Here is a 12,798-nt window from a genome sequence, read left to right as displayed (position 1 = left end):
CGATCCTCGTCGGGATGTGTGCTTCAGGACTTGTGCGTCAGGATTTATTCTTGCGCTCGCGCAGTTCGCCGAACACCGCAGCGGGATCCGCGCCCTTCATATGCAGCTTGGCCGCGACCGCCGGCTCATCGGCGCGCAGGAACACGTTGGCGCGCTTCTCCTCGCCGAGCAGCGAGGGAATGGTCGGCTTGTTCTCGGCGCGCAGCTTTGTCACCTCCGCGGCGCGCGCCTGAAGCGCCGCGTTGTCCGGCTCGATCGTGAGCGCGAACTTGACGTTGGACGCGGTGTATTCGTGGCCGCAATAGAGCTTGAAGTCGTCGGGCAGGGCGCGCAGCTTCAGCAGGGAATCCCACATCATCGGATAGGTGCCCTCGAACACGCGGCCGCAGCCGATCGAGAACAGCGTGTCGGCGGCGAACACCGTCTTCTCATTGTCGAACACGTAGGAGATGTGGTCGAGCGTGTGGCCGGGCGTCTCCACCACGCGCGCCAGCAGATTGCCGATCTTGACCACGTCGGCATTGGCGACGCGCTGGTCGACGTTGGCGATTTTCGTGGTCTTGTCGTGCGGCGCGACGACGCGGCAATTGTATTTCTGCTTGAGCTCGGCGACCCCGCCGACATGATCGCCATGATGATGGGTGATCAGGATGTCGGTGAGCTGCCAGCCCTCGCGCTCCAGGGCCTTGAGGATCGGGCCGGCCTCCGGCGCGTCGATCGAGGCCGTCGCTTTGGTTTCCACATCGTGGATCAGATAACCGAAATTGTCGTTTAAACAGTTGAAAGTACGAATTTCGGCGGCCATGTCATCTCCATCGCGCTCAGCCCCGCCAGACAAATATGGCGTTAACGTTGCGCAGGCAATGCAATATTCCGCGCGCAGCGGCGCCCTGGCGCATGTTACATTGCGGTCATGACCATCGACGTCGTCGACCTCCGCGAGTTCTATTCTCGCCGCCTCGGCATCGTGGCGCGGCAAATGATCAATCGCGGCATCAGGGAGCGTTGGCCCAGCGCCGAGGGCCAGCGCGTGCTCGGCGTCGGCTATCCCACACCCTATCTGGGGTTGTTCCGCGAGGACGCCGAGCGCTGCCTCGCCTTCATGCCGGCGGCGCAGGGTGTCCTGAAATGGCCGACGGGACGGCCCGCGCTGGCCTCGCTGGTGGATGAGTTCTCGCTGCCGCTTCCCGACGCCGCGGTCGACCGCATTCTCCTGGTGCACGCGCTGGAGATGTCGGACGATCCGGCCGCATTGCTGCGCGAGGTGTGGCGCGTGCTGTCGCCCTCTGGGCGCGTCATCGCCGTGATCCCGAACCGGCGTGGGGTGTGGACCCGCACCGACAGCACGCCGTTCGGCCATGGCCGGCCCTATTCGCGCTCGCAGATCACCGAGCTGTTGCGCCAGACCTGGTTCACGCCGACCGCTTGGGGCGAGGCGCTGTTCATGCCGCCTTACGCCGGCGGCTGGGTGTTGAAATCGGCCCAGATGTGGGAACGTGCCGGTGCCGCGCTGTCACTGCCCTTTGCCGGCGTCCACATCGTGGAGGCGACCAAGCAGGTCTACCGCGCGATCCCCGCCAAGCGCGAGCGGGCGCGGCTGATTCCCTCGCTCGCCAAGCCCGTGCTGGTGCCATCCTCGACGACGGTGACGCGCAGTTAGCTTCACCTCTCCCTTCGGGAGAGGTGGGCCTGTGCCCGGCCAACGCACAGCATCAAAAGCAAATCGTCCCGGCGAGGCCGGGACGATTCGAGTCGGAAAGTCAGAAGAGCTTACTCGCCCGGGGCGACTTCGTCGCTGGAAGCGACCGGAGCGGCTTCACGCTCCGGGCGCGGGCCATGCGGCCGGCGCCGCCGGCGCGGATAGCGCTCGCCGCCACCGCCGCCCTCGAAGCCGCCCTGATTGCCGTTCACCTGCGGCTGCGCGCCGGTGATGAAGGAGGGTAGGCGGTCGACGCCGCCATCGGCGATGACAGGCTGCGGCTGGTTGGCGGGTTGCGGCTGATATTGCGGCTGCGGACGGTGATCGCGTTCGCGATGCTCGCGCGGCTGCTGATTGTCGCGCTGATAGGGCGGCTGGTTGTCGCGCGGCTGGTGATCACGCTGGTGATGATCGCGTTGGCCGTCGCGGTCGCGCATGAAGGGCTGCGGCTGGGGCTGCGGGACGAAGCCGGGCTCCTGGCCGAAGGCCGAGAAATTCTCACCGTCGTCCTCGCCCTCGTCGCTGCTGGCGATGGGCTCATCGCCGCGCGGCTGCTGGTTCTGACGGAACTGCTCCTGAGCCGCCGCGATCAGGCGGAAATAGTGCTCGGCGTGCTGGTAGTAGTTCTCGGCTGCAACGGGATCGCCGGAGGAGCGCGCGTCACGTGCAAGCTGGAGATACTTTTCGGCGATGTGCGAAGCAGTGCCGCGAATCTTGATGTCGGGTCCGTTGGATTCGTAGACCCGGGTCATCGGGTTCTGGCCGCGCCGGTTGTTGTTGTTATTGTTGTTGCGGTTGCGCATCCGCTGCTTGTTCTGACCGTTTCTCATGTCCTGCCTTTAATTCCAGCCCTAAAGGTTGCACGCATTACTGATTGCTAGGAGTGACCTGGTGACAGTGGCTCACATGTCTTGCGCGCACCGCGCAAAAGCGGATCCAACCCTGCCGATGTTCGTCGACCGTCGCGTTCAACAAAGACGCGTTCCCCACCCGCCAGCATCCATTGCCAGCGAACCCATTCATTTCGCCTGCCGAAACAAGCCCAGCTTTCTTGCGTAAGTGTTCAAGCGCAATATCAGGCTTTCGTTCACTTGCGGTCGGAGAGAGCAGCGCAGCTCCACGGGCCATCGCGCTCAACAGGACCTGCGGCTTGGAACCTTCAATCAGTAAAGCTCTCGCCCGAGAGCCCGGCTTTCGCCCGTAGGTCTACGGGGCCGGCACCGATGTGTTGACCGGAACGTAGTCGTTCCCACGGGATATTCCAAGTGGTTTTTGCAGGCCAATCGGGCTTTTATGGGGGCATTTTTCGGGCCGAAACGGCCCGCAGAATGCCCGCCAAGTCGGCCTTGGGTGACCTGTCCAGCGATAACGCGGCGGCCCTCATCAAGGTTTCAATATTTTGGGCCTGGCCCTGTCCAGCCTCGACGACCAGGGCGCCGCCGGGGGCGAGCCGCTCGCTCGCCTGCGGGATCAGGGCGCGATAGGCGTCGTATCCGTCATTGCCGCCGTCGAGCGCCAGATGCGGGTCGTGCTCGCGCACCTCGACGCTCAATTTCGGAATTTCAGCCGAGGGAATATAGGGCGGATTCGACACGATGAGGTCGAACGGGCCACCGAGCGCCGCGGCGTAGGAGCAGGCGACGAAGGCGGCGCGGTCGGCGAGTCCCAGCGCCGCGGCATTGTCCCTGGCGGTCATGAGCGCGTTCTGGCTGAGATCGGTACCGACGCCGAACGCATCGGGGATTTCGTGCAACAGCGCGAGCAGGATCGCGCCCGAGCCGGTGCCGATGTCGGCGATCCGCGGCGGGTGAGATGCCTGCCGCTCGCGGAGAATCTCGAGCGCAAGCTCAACCACGGTCTCGGTATCGGGGCGCGGCACCAGGGTTGCTTCCGACAGGCGGAACGGCAGGCCCCAGAATTCGCGCGTCCCGAGAATGCGCGACACCGGCTCACCGGCGATGCGGCGCTGTGCATGTTGCGCGAGCCGCGATGCTTCGGTCGCGGTCAGGAGACGGGCCGCCTGCGTGACCAGGCCGGTGAGGTCGAGGCCGAGTGCCGCACTGATCAGGATGCGCGCGTCGAGCTCGGCTTCGTCGAGCCGTGCCGATCTCAGTTGCGCAGCCAGCGCCCGCCGCGCGCTCTCGATGGATTGTCCGGTGAAGGGGTTGCTCACGCCTCAGGCCGCCGCGCCTTGCGCAGCGAGCTGTGCGGCCTGGTGCTCCGTCGTCAGTGCGTCGATCAGTTCGCCGAGCGCTTCACCCGCGATCACCTGCGGCAGCTTGTAGAGCGTGAGGTTGATGCGATGATCGGTGACGCGTCCTTGCGGAAAATTGTAGGTGCGGATGCGCTCGGAGCGGTCGCCGGAGCCGACCTTCTCCTTGCGCTCGGCCGAGCGCGCCGCCTCGACGCGTTGCCGCTCGGCGTCATAGATGCGCGAGCGCAGGATGTTCATGGCGGAGGCGCGATTCTTGTGCTGCGAGCGGCTGTCCTGCATCATCACCACGATGCCGGTCGGGATGTGGGTGATGCGGATCGCCGATTCCGTCTTGTTGACGTGCTGGCCACCGGCGCCCCCTGCGCGCATGGTTTCGATGCGCAGGTCGTCGTTCTTGATGTCCACGTCGACGTCCTCGACCTCGGGCAGCACGGCGACCGTCGCGGCGGAGGTGTGGATGCGCCCCTGCGTCTCGGTGTCGGGCACGCGCTGCACGCGGTGCACGCCGGATTCGAATTTCAGCTTGGAGAATGCGCCGCGGCCCTGGATCTCGGCGATGATTTCCTTGTAGCCGCCGACGGTGCCTTCACTGGCGGAGATCACCTCGACCTTCCAGCCCTGCAAGCTGGCGAAGCGCTCGTACATCCGGAACAGGTCGCCGGCGAACAGCGAAGCCTCGTCGCCGCCGGTGCCGGCGCGGATTTCCAGCATGACGTTGCGGTCGTCCATGGCGTCCTTGGGCAGGAGCGCGACGCGGATCTTCTGGACCAGTTCCTCGATTTTCGGCGCGAGCTCGTCGCGTTCGGCTTCCGCCATGCCGCGCATCTCGGCATCGGTGGCGGCATCGGCGATCAACGCGTCGGTGTCGGCGAGCTCCTTGACGGCGGCGCGATAGGACTTCACCGCCTCGATCAGGGGCGTGAGCTCGGCGAGCTCGCGCGTGATCTGCACGTAACGCTCGGAGGCGAGCTGTCCGAGCGATTCGGCCTCGAGCGAAGCGTGATGCGCGAGCAGGACGTCCAGTTTGGCTTCGGGAAGTGACGACATCGGTTCTGTCTCAAAGTGCGGAAGGAGGCGAGGGCGGCGGGAAGCTGGCGACAGGCCCGCTACAACGCAAGGCCCTCGGCCTCGGCAAATTCCGTCAGCTTCTGCCGGATCGAGACGCTGCCCGCAGGCGCATCCAGCAGAGGGCCCAGCATCGCTTCGGCCTTCTTGGCGTCGAGGTCGAGCACCATCGCCTTGACCGGGCCGAGCGCGGTCGCCGAGAGCGAGAGCGAGCGGTAGCCCAGCGCAATCAGCGCCAGTGCGCCGATCGGCTTGGAGGCCATCTCGCCGCACAGCGAGAGCGACTTCTGCGCCGCGTGCGCCTTGCGCGCGATGTCACGCAAGGCGCGCATGATCGGCGCCGACATGGTGTCGAAGCGCTCGGAGACCTTGGCGTTGCCGCGGTCGACCGCGAACAGGAACTGGAACAGATCGTTGGAGCCGACCGAGATGAAATCGACCTTCTTCAATAGCTCGTCGAGCTGGTAGAGCAGGGCGGGCACCTCGACCATGGTGCCGATGTCGATTCGTTCAGGCAGCGTGTGGCCGTGCTGGCGGAGGTATGTGAGCTCGCGCTCGACCAGCGCCTTGGCCGAGTCGAATTCGGCGACCTCCGAGATCATCGGGAACATGATGCGCAGCGCGCGGCCGCCGCCGGCGCGCAGCAGCGCGCGGATTTGGCCGCGCAACAGGCCGGGACGATCGAGCCCGAGCCGGATCGCGCGCCAGCCGAGCGCGGGGTTTTCCTCGATCACCGCTTCCATATAGGGCAGCGCCTTGTCGCCGCCGATATCGAGCGTGCGGAAGGTGACGGGCTTAGGTCCGGCGGCATCGAGCACGGTGCGATAGAGCGCGAGCTGGTCGCTGGTGCGCGGCAGGCTCTGACCGACCATGAATTGCAGCTCGGTGCGGAACAGGCCGATGCCGGCACTGCCGGTGTCCTCGATATGCGGCAGGTCGATCGCAAGACCTGCGTTGATCATCAGCTCGACCTTCTGGCCGTCCCTGGTGACGCAGGGCCGGTCGCGCAGCGCCAGGTACTGCGCCTGGCGGCGGGCGCGGAAGCGCACGCGCTCGGCGAAGGCCGCCTCGATCTCCTGCGACGGGCGCACATAGATCGAGCCCGAGGTGCCGTCGACGATGATGGCGTCGCCGGGATCGGCGATTCCAGGCGCGTTCGGCACCTCGCCGACCGCAGGGATGCCCAGCGCCCGCGCCACGATCGAGACGTGCGAGTTCGCGGTGCCTTCCTCCAGCACGATGCCGCGCAGGCGCTTGCGGTCGTAGTCGAGCAGCGCCGCCGGGCCCATCGCGCGGGCGATGACGATGGCGTTGTCGGGCAGCTGCTCGCGCGAGGGCGCATGATCCTGGCCGACCAGCTGCCGCATCAGGCGGTAGCCGAGGTCTTCCAGATCGTGCAGCCGGTCGCGCAAATAGGGGTCGGTCGAGCGCAGCATGCGCGCGCGGGTGTCCGACTGGACGCGCTCGACCGCAGCTTCCGCGGTGAGGCCGGTCGCGACCGCCTCGTGCAGCTTGTGCGACCAGCCCTGGTCGTTGGCGAACATGCGATAGGCTTCAAGCACCTCACGGTGCTCGCCGCCTTCGGCGACGTCGCCGCGCTCCAGCATGCGGTCGAGATCGGCACGCAGCTTGGCGAGCGCAGTATCGAGCCGCTTGATCTCCTTCGGCAGGTCTTCGGCGATGTAGTCCTTGATGACGACGCGCGGCTCGTGCAGCACGACATGGCCGAGCGCGATGCCCTCCGACAGGATGGCACCGACTTTCTGCGCCGAATGGCGCGCCGCCGGCTCCTGGCCCGGCTGCGCCAGCGCGGAGAGTTCGCCGGAGGCGATCAGCTCGGCCAGCACCATCGCGGTGGTCTGGAGCGCCTCGAGCTCCTCCTCGACATAATTGCGCTTGGCGCGATTCTGCACCACCAGCACGCCGAGCGTGTTGCCGGCGCGCAGGATCGGCACGCCGAGGAAGGAATGGTAGATTTCTTCGCCGGTCTCGGGCCGGAACGAGAACGCCGGGTGGCTCTGCGCGTCGCTCAAATTGAGCGGCGTCGCCTCGCTGGCGACGAGGCCGACCAGGCCCTCATGGGCGCTGAGCACGGTGTGGTGCACCGCCTCGCGGTTGAGACCTTCGGTGGCGTAGAGCTCGAGCGTATTGTCGATGCGCAGCACATAGACCGAGCACACCTCGGCCACCATGTTGGCGGCGATCAGCACCACGATCTTGTCCAGCCGCTCCTGGGCCGAGACCTGCTCCGCCATGGTCTCGCGGAGCCGTCTCAACAAGACGCGGGGACCTCCCGACGCGCTCCGCATGAACCGTCAATCTCCTCCATCGGCCGGGCCCGGCGATATCGGCCGGCGGCTGGACCAAAATTCCAGAAAAACAATCAAATTGTTTGTCCGGCGCAGGCACAAGCCCAAATCCACGGGAGATTGAGTGCTCGTACCGAATCAGCGCCGCCTGAACTGGGACACAGTCTGCGGCAGCCCACCCTGTCCGCCGTATAGCGAATTGAGGCTTGTTTTGCCAAGCAAAACGCCTGCCAAACGCGAAGGTGTGTACACCTTCGCGTTTGCTGCGACCGCTAAGAGAAAATTAGCCTTTTGGCACTGTCCGGAAAAGTGCGAAGCGGTTTTCCGGAAAGACCGTCAGGTCTGATCGAGACCGTAGAGCGTATGCAAGGTGCGCACCGCAAGCTCGGTATAGGCGGTATCGATCAAGACCGAAAATTTGATCTCGGAGGTTGTAATGGCCCGAATGTTGATGTTCCGCCCGGCGAGCGCCGAGAACGCCTGGGCGGCGACGCCGGCATGGCTGCGCATGCCGCTGCCGATCACCGAGATCTTGGCGACATCGGTGGCGGTATCGAGCCGCGCATAGCCGATCTTGGCCTTGGCTGCGGTAATCGTATCCTTGGCGCGGGTGAAGTCGGCGGCCGGCACGGTGAAGGTGAGGTCGGTGGTCTTGCCGTCCTCGGACACATTCTGCACGATCATGTCGACGTTGATATTGGCATCAGCCAGCGGGCCGAAGATCGAGGCCGCAACGCCGGGCTTGTCCTCGATCTGGCGCACCGAGATCTGAGCCTCGTCCTTGGAGAAGGCGATACCGGTGACGACGTGGCTTTCCATGATCTCCTCCTCGCTGCAGATCAGCGTGCCGGGCGGCTGGTTGGCATGCGGGTCGATATCCTCGGGCTTATCGAAGCTCGAGCGGACGAAGATCGGCATGTTGTGGACCATGCCGAGTTCCACCGAGCGGACCTGGAGCACCTTGGCGCCCTGCGAGGCCAGTTCCAGCATGTCTTCGAATGCGATCTTGTCGAGCCTCTTGGCCTTCGGCACGATTCGCGGGTCGGTGGTGTAGACGCCGTCGACGTCGGTGTAGATGTCGCAGCGGTCGGCCTTGACGGCGGCGGCGATCGCCACGGCCGAGGTGTCGGAGCCGCCACGGCCGAGCGTGGTGATGCGACCCGTCTCGGGGTTGATGCCCTGGAAGCCGGCGATGACCGCGACCTCCTTTCGGTCCTTGAAGCGCTTGATGATCTCGCTGCCGTCGATGTCCTCGATCCGGGCCGAGGCATGGGCGTCGCTGGTCTTGATCGGGATCTGCCAGCCCTGCCACGAGCGGGCTTGGATGCCCATGCCCTGGAGCACGATGGCAAGAAGGCCGGACGTCACCTGTTCGCCCGAGGCGACCACGGCGTCATATTCGCGCGCGTCGTGCATCGGCGAGGCCTCGGTGCACCAGGCGACCAGCTCGTTGGTCTTGCCGGCCATCGCCGAGACGACCACGGCCACTTCGTGGCCGGCATCGACCTCACGCTTCACATGGCGTGCGACGTTGCGGATACGTTCGATGTTGGCGACGGACGTGCCGCCGAATTTCATCACGAGGCGGCTCATGACGACGCGTGCATTCCTTCATAAGGATCAGTATGGTGGCCCGCACTGGACGGGTGCCTCGGGGACACCGACCGCGCGTATACAGAGCGGCGGGGCCGGGGGCAAGCGGGTTCCTGCGGGGGCAGGGTGGGGTAGTGGGTTAAGCTAGATCATGGCGCGTTACATCGACGAGATCCTGCAGCCCGGCGAGCGCGTGCTGTATTCGACCAATGCGCACTGGATCTTCTACTTTCCGGCCATCGTGGCCTGGATCGCGGCGCTGGCCCTGCTCATCCTGTCGCGGCAGGCGACCGTCGACTGGCTCGTTCTGCTTTGCCTCGGGGCCGCGGGTCTCGCGGCTCTGGCGGCCCTGTATTGGACCGTGAAGGGCTGGTTCCATCGTTTCACCACCGAGACCGACGTCACCAACCTCAGGGTCGTGCACAAGACCGGCTTCATCAAGCGCCGAACCTTCGAGATGGCGCTGGACAAGGTCGAGAGCGTCGATGTCGACCAGACCATTCTTGGACGTATTCTCAACTACGGCGACGTGACGATTCGCGGCGTCGGCGAGGGTATCGAGACGATCAAGACCATCGCCTCGCCGCTCGCCTTCCGTAGTTCGATCACCACGCGGTAGGACCGCGCCCAACCATGAGCATGCAGCAAAATACTTCTCTTTCCGCCCAGCTCGGCTCGAGCGTCGACGCCGCCGAGATCGCGAAATTCTCGAAACTCTCGGCGGAATGGTGGGATCCCAAGGGCAAGATGGCGCCGCTGCACCGGATCAACCCGTTGCGGCTCGGCTATATCCGCGACGCCGCCTGCCGCAAGTTCGAGCGCAACGTGCGCAGCCTCAATTGTCTTGGGTCCTTGCGCGTGCTCGACATCGGCTGCGGCGCCGGCCTGCTCTGCGAGCCGCTGTCGCGCCTCGGAGCGCAGGTCATCGGCATCGATCCCTCCGCGAGCAACATCGCGGCGGCGAAGCTGCACGCCGACAAGAGCCATCTGGCGATCGACTATCGCTGCACCACGGTGGAGGAGATCGACCCGCGCGAGCGCTTCGACATCGTGCTGGCGATGGAGGTGGTCGAGCACGTCACCGACGTCGGCATGTTCCTGAAGCGCTGCGCCGCGATGCTGAAGCCGAACGGCCTGATGGTGGTCTCGACGCTGAACCGCAACTGGAAGAGCTTTGCCCTCGCCATCGTCGGTGCCGAATACGTCCTGCGCTGGCTACCGCGCGGCACGCATGAGTGGAACAAGTTCGTCACGCCCGACGAACTGACGAAATACCTGCTCGACAACCGTCTTGTCATCACCGAGCAGACCGGCGTCGTCTACTCGCCCTTCGCCGACAAATGGTCTCTGTCGTCGGATATGGACGTGAACTATATGGTGGTCGCGGAAGCGATGGTGTGAACTGCCCAGGGTGAGTGCGAGCCGTCATTCCAGGAACGCTGTCCTCCTGCGTTCGCAGCGACGACAGCGGAGATTGCCGCACTGACAGAGGTTCTAACCGGCAGCCCCCGCCCTGCGTCCCGGCGCAGGCCCCACATATCTTGCCCTCGGTCTGATCAGCTTGCCGAACTGCAATTGCTCGCTGGCATGCGCGATCCAGCCGACGCTGCGGGCCATCGCGAACAGCGCCAGCTCGCTGCCGGCGGGCAGGCGCAGTGCGTGGACCAGCACGGCGAGCGCGTAGTCGATATTGACGAACTCGCCGGTGGCTTCCGCGATCCGCTCTGGCACTTCCCTGGTGAATTTGCGCGGCGCGCCGGAGCGCGACAGCGCGTTCAGCAGCGACTGCGCGCGGGGGTCGCCGTGCTTGTAGACGCCGTGGCCAAAGCCGGCAAAGCGTTCACCGAGGGCGACACGCTCGCGCACGACAGGCTCGACGTCGCGGTCGACCAGCGTCTTGACGAGCTGTGAGGCCAGGACGCCGGCGCCGCCATGCTTCGGCCCTTTCAACGCGGCGAGCCCGGCGATGACGGAGTCATAAAGGTTGAGGCCGGTCGAGGCAGCGCAGCGCGCGGTGAAGGTCGACGCGTTCAGCTCGTGATCGGCGAGCAGTACCAGCGCGCGGCGGATCAGGTCGGGCGCGTGCTTGTTGTCCGCCGCCCAGGCGCGCGCGACCTGCTGATGCAGCGGCTCGGCCGAGGCGTCCGCATTGAGCATGGTCGCAACCAGCAGGCGGACGATGCGCGCGCCGACCATAGCGCGGCCATCGGGTGCCCGGGTGAAGGCGCGGGGATCGACGCTGGCGGCCAGTGCGAGCACGGCGATGGCGCGGTCGATCGGTGCGGCCCGGCGCGCGGCCTTCGCGATCACGCGCATTTCCTCGGAGAGTTCCGGTTGATTGTCGGGGGCAAACGGATCGACGTCGGCGACATCCCACAGCAGCGTCGCGGCGTGCTCCAGCGTGTCACTCTCGGAAAGATCGACGCAATTGACGCCGCGATAGATGGCGCCCTCCTCGGTGATGGTCGAGATCTCCGTGTCCATCACCGGCAGATCGGCATCGAAGCTGCGCAGGCCGCGTGGCTCCGGCGATGGCACACGGCGCTCCTTCAGCGCCCGAACGTCCTCGGCGCGATAGCGGTTCTTTCGCGAGTCCGGCGTCGGCTCGGAGCGGATCAGGCCGCGGCTGACATAGGCGTAGAGGGTGGCCGGAGAGATCGCGAGCTCGGCGGCGGCTTCCCGAGCGGAGAGGTACAGCCCATCAGAATTTTTCATATTGATTTATGTAATCAAGATTGATCAATGTGTCGAGAGGCCTGACCTTGTTCTCCGTGAACAGGAGATTTGGGTCATGAACATCCACCTCACCAAAAGCCAGATCGGGCTGGACGGCGTTCCCGCGGCCGAGACCGTGCTGAGCCATGTCGACGGCGAGCGCGGCGAGCTCATCATCGCCGGGGAGCACGTCGGGCGGCTCGCCGCCATCTCGAGCTTCGAAGGCGTTACCGCCCGGCTCTGGAATGGCGCCAGCAAGACCACCCTCACCGAAGCCAATGTGCGCTCAAACCTGGGCGTGGCGCGCGAGCGCGCCTTCGCGCGGCTGCCGGACCTGCTGCCGGCGACGCGCGGCATGGGGATCATCGATGGGTTTCGTGCCGCCGTCGCCGGGCTTCGCGCCGAGCACGGGCTGGAGCACGAGGCGACGATCGTCGGCGCGTTTCCGGTGATCGCGGGCGCGTTGGTCCGGCGCGCCAAGGGGCTGGAGCCGGTCGCGCCCGATCCCGACGTGAGCCATGCCGCCGACACGCTGCGCATGTTGCACGGGCGTTCGCCCGCAACGCGCGAGATCACGGCATTGGACGCCTATCTCGTCACCGCCAGCGACCACGGCATGAACGCTTCGACCTTCGCCGCGCGCGTGGTGGCCTCGACGCAGGCTGATCTGTTCGCGGCCGTCACCGCCGGCTATTGCGCGCTGACCGGTCCGCTGCATGGCGGCGCGCCGGAGCCGGTGCTGGAAATGCTGGATGCGATCGGCTCGCGCGAGTGCATCCAGCCCTGGGTGGATGCGGCGCTGGCGCGCGGCGAGCGCATGATGGGGTTCGGTCACCGCGTCTATCGCGTCCGCGATCCGCGCGCCGACGTGCTCAAGACCGCGGTCGAGGCGCTTGCGTCCAATGGCACCGATCTGCCGTTTGCCGGCGAGGTCGAGGCCTATATTCGCGCTGCATTGCGCAAGAAGAATCCGGAGCGGCCGCTGGAGACGAACGTCGAGTTCTTCACCGCGATCCTGCTCGATGCCCTGGCGATTCCGCGGCAGGCGTTCACGCCGATCTTCGCGGTCGCGCGCAGCGCAGGCTGGACCGCGCATGCCCGCGAGCAGCAGCGCACGGGGCGGTTGATCAGGCCGAGTTCGTCATATGTCGGGGCGATGCCGGAAGTTTGAGAGCGGATGCCTCCGCGAGACCGGAATCGTA

At 65.8% G+C, this 12,798-nt stretch carries 11 protein-coding genes; 4 read left to right on the top strand and 7 right to left on the bottom strand.

Translation table 11 applies throughout. From position 1 onward, the window contains the following. Positions 1-37: 37 nt before the first annotated feature. Positions 38-805: a hydroxyacylglutathione hydrolase gene (gene gloB / locus ACTEK7_RS26850; RefSeq protein ID WP_036042630.1), complete on the bottom strand. Its 768-nt coding sequence runs from the start codon at positions 803-805 to the stop codon at positions 38-40. 108 nt (positions 806-913) lie between these two features. Here gloB and ACTEK7_RS26845 point away from each other — a divergent pair, with 108 nt between their 5' ends. Then, positions 914-1,660: a methyltransferase domain-containing protein gene (locus tag ACTEK7_RS26845; RefSeq protein ID WP_036014737.1), complete on the top strand. Its 747-nt coding sequence runs from the start codon at positions 914-916 to the stop codon at positions 1,658-1,660. A gap of 110 nt (positions 1,661-1,770) precedes the next feature. On the opposite strand, the gene ACTEK7_RS26840 is transcribed toward ACTEK7_RS26845, so the two are convergent. The 5 genes from ACTEK7_RS26840 to ACTEK7_RS26820 form a co-directional block, all read right to left on the bottom strand. After that, a complete protein-coding gene (locus ACTEK7_RS26840; protein ID WP_036042629.1) occupies positions 1,771-2,529 on the bottom strand; it encodes a DUF4167 domain-containing protein in 759 nt (252 codons plus the stop codon). A 461-nt stretch (positions 2,530-2,990) separates the two neighbouring features. Beyond that, the gene (gene prmC, locus ACTEK7_RS26835; protein ID WP_225148661.1) at positions 2,991-3,872 is read right to left on the bottom strand and encodes a peptide chain release factor N(5)-glutamine methyltransferase; all 882 of its coding nucleotides are present in this window, start codon (positions 3,870-3,872) and stop codon (positions 2,991-2,993) included. Positions 3,873-3,875: 3 nt separating this feature from the next. Then, positions 3,876-4,961, bottom strand: coding sequence for a peptide chain release factor 1 (gene prfA / locus ACTEK7_RS26830; RefSeq protein WP_225113766.1), 1,086 nt, complete (start codon positions 4,959-4,961; stop codon positions 3,876-3,878). Positions 4,962-5,020: 59 nt separating this feature from the next. Further along, positions 5,021-7,288 carry a phosphoenolpyruvate--protein phosphotransferase gene (ptsP, locus tag ACTEK7_RS26825; RefSeq protein WP_036014720.1) on the bottom strand — a complete coding sequence of 756 codons (2,268 nt, stop codon included), beginning with the start codon at positions 7,286-7,288 and terminating at the stop codon, positions 5,021-5,023. Between the two features lie 336 nt (positions 7,289-7,624). Beyond that, positions 7,625-8,881, bottom strand: a complete 1,257-nt coding sequence (locus ACTEK7_RS26820) for an aspartate kinase (protein ID WP_036014718.1) — start codon at positions 8,879-8,881, stop codon at positions 7,625-7,627. A gap of 151 nt (positions 8,882-9,032) precedes the next feature. Between ACTEK7_RS26820 and ACTEK7_RS26815 the strand changes: the two genes are divergently transcribed. Beyond that, positions 9,033-9,500 (top strand): PH domain-containing protein, encoded by a 468-nt coding sequence (locus tag ACTEK7_RS26815; RefSeq protein WP_036014717.1) that lies wholly within the window; start codon positions 9,033-9,035, stop codon positions 9,498-9,500. Between the two features lie 14 nt (positions 9,501-9,514). Further along, positions 9,515-10,282: a bifunctional 2-polyprenyl-6-hydroxyphenol methylase/3-demethylubiquinol 3-O-methyltransferase UbiG gene (gene ubiG / locus ACTEK7_RS26810; RefSeq protein WP_036026212.1), complete on the top strand. Its 768-nt coding sequence runs from the start codon at positions 9,515-9,517 to the stop codon at positions 10,280-10,282. Between the two features lie 93 nt (positions 10,283-10,375). On the opposite strand, the gene ACTEK7_RS26805 is transcribed toward ubiG, so the two are convergent. Further along, positions 10,376-11,596 carry a citrate/2-methylcitrate synthase gene (locus tag ACTEK7_RS26805; RefSeq protein ID WP_036014714.1) on the bottom strand — a complete coding sequence of 407 codons (1,221 nt, stop codon included), beginning with the start codon at positions 11,594-11,596 and terminating at the stop codon, positions 10,376-10,378. A 76-nt stretch (positions 11,597-11,672) separates the two neighbouring features. Between ACTEK7_RS26805 and ACTEK7_RS26800 the strand changes: the two genes are divergently transcribed. Beyond that, positions 11,673-12,767 carry a citrate synthase/methylcitrate synthase gene (locus ACTEK7_RS26800; protein ID WP_225148468.1) on the top strand — a complete coding sequence of 365 codons (1,095 nt, stop codon included), beginning with the start codon at positions 11,673-11,675 and terminating at the stop codon, positions 12,765-12,767. Positions 12,768-12,798: the final 31 nt, after the last annotated feature.

The sequence above is a fragment of the Bradyrhizobium sp. JHI2711 genome, from assembly GCF_056156565.1.
This window is presented reverse-complemented; position numbering and strand designations above follow the sequence as displayed.

Bases quoted from the DNA above. Each gene is read 5' to 3' on its own strand.
- ACTEK7_RS26805 (WP_036014714.1), bottom strand. From the start codon at position 11,596: ATGAAAAATTCTGATGGGCTGTACCTCTCCGCTCGGGAAGCCGCCGCC.
- ptsP (WP_036014720.1), bottom strand. From the start codon at position 7,288: ATGCGGAGCGCGTCGGGAGGTCCCCGCGTCTTGTTGAGACGGCTCCGC.
- prfA (WP_225113766.1), bottom strand. From the start codon at position 4,961: ATGTCGTCACTTCCCGAAGCCAAACTGGACGTCCTGCTCGCGCATCAC.
- ACTEK7_RS26800 (WP_225148468.1), top strand. From the start codon at position 11,673: ATGAACATCCACCTCACCAAAAGCCAGATCGGGCTGGACGGCGTTCCC.
- gloB (WP_036042630.1), bottom strand. From the start codon at position 805: ATGGCCGCCGAAATTCGTACTTTCAACTGTTTAAACGACAATTTCGGT.
- ACTEK7_RS26820 (WP_036014718.1), bottom strand. From the start codon at position 8,881: ATGAGCCGCCTCGTGATGAAATTCGGCGGCACGTCCGTCGCCAACATC.
- ACTEK7_RS26845 (WP_036014737.1), top strand. From the start codon at position 914: ATGACCATCGACGTCGTCGACCTCCGCGAGTTCTATTCTCGCCGCCTC.
- ubiG (WP_036026212.1), top strand. From the start codon at position 9,515: ATGAGCATGCAGCAAAATACTTCTCTTTCCGCCCAGCTCGGCTCGAGC.
- ACTEK7_RS26840 (WP_036042629.1), bottom strand. From the start codon at position 2,529: ATGAGAAACGGTCAGAACAAGCAGCGGATGCGCAACCGCAACAACAAT.
- ACTEK7_RS26815 (WP_036014717.1), top strand. From the start codon at position 9,033: ATGGCGCGTTACATCGACGAGATCCTGCAGCCCGGCGAGCGCGTGCTG.